Origin of the sequence: Pseudoalteromonas sp. 3D05, assembly GCF_002723455.1 — a bacterium.
Classification (GTDB): Bacteria; Pseudomonadota; Gammaproteobacteria; order Enterobacterales; family Alteromonadaceae; genus Pseudoalteromonas.
On the sequence record NZ_PDUS01000019.1, the window covers coordinates 33,073 to 33,973 of the forward strand.

Here is a 901-nt window from a genome sequence, read left to right on the forward strand (position 1 = left end):
ATCAGCTATCAGCTATCAGACAAACTTCAATACCCGACCTTTTTGGTCAAGTATTGTGTTCATTGTAATTACCTGAGTAATTTAGTCAAGTATTAGTGCTTATAACTTTCGCTTATTTTATAGACTTGTTTATTGACGTTAGAATGCCGCGTAAAATATTCATCTCAGCGTCTTCTGGGCGTGCTCGGTTGAATAAACGACGCAACTTGGTCATAACGAGACCAGGATGCTGTTTAATAATAAAGCCGGTGTTATGCAGTGTTTCTTCTAGGTGGTCGTAAAATAACTCGGTTTGTTTTGAGCTTGGGTATACCGCTTCGTCTTCTTCAACTTTTTTAGGTTGTTGATTTAAAAATGCCATACGCGTTTCATAACACAGTGTTTGTACCGCCATTGCTAAGTTTAACGAGCTGTATTCTGGATTAGCAGGAATACACACATGGTAATTACAAAGCTGTAGTTCTTCATTAGTTAACCCGCTATTTTCACGACCAAATACTAACGCAACAGGACCATTTACAGCCTCATCGACAAGCTTTTCACCACATTCACGTGGCTCAACCATAGGCCAAGATAAAGTACGTGAACGCGCACTTGTACCAATGGTAAGCGCACAATCAGCAATAGCATCTGCAACGGTATCAACAATTACCGCATTACCTAGGACATCAGTAGCACCGGCAGCGAGTGCACTGGCATGACTATCAACTTCACACGCTGGATCAACCAAATAAAGCTTTGATAAGCCCATGGTTTTCATTGCACGTGCTGCAGAACCAATATTACCTGAATGCGAGGTGTTTACTAAAACAATACGGATGTCATCTAAGATCATTGCGGTGTTACTTAACTCATACAAAAAATTGGCAGGAATTGTAGCACAGCTATCAGCTATCAGCTA

Annotated in this window: 1 protein-coding gene; it reads right to left on the bottom strand. The window is 40.7% G+C overall.

What is annotated here, in order from left to right:
- Positions 1-112: 112 nt before the first annotated feature.
- Complete coding sequence (trmJ, locus tag CSC79_RS16415) at positions 113-835, bottom strand: tRNA (cytosine(32)/uridine(32)-2'-O)-methyltransferase TrmJ (protein ID WP_099296829.1); 723 nt, start codon at positions 833-835, stop codon at positions 113-115.
- Positions 836-901: the final 66 nt, after the last annotated feature.

Bases quoted from the DNA above. Each gene is read 5' to 3' on its own strand.
- trmJ (WP_099296829.1), bottom strand. From the start codon at position 835: ATGATCTTAGATGACATCCGTATTGTTTTAGTAAACACCTCGCATTCA.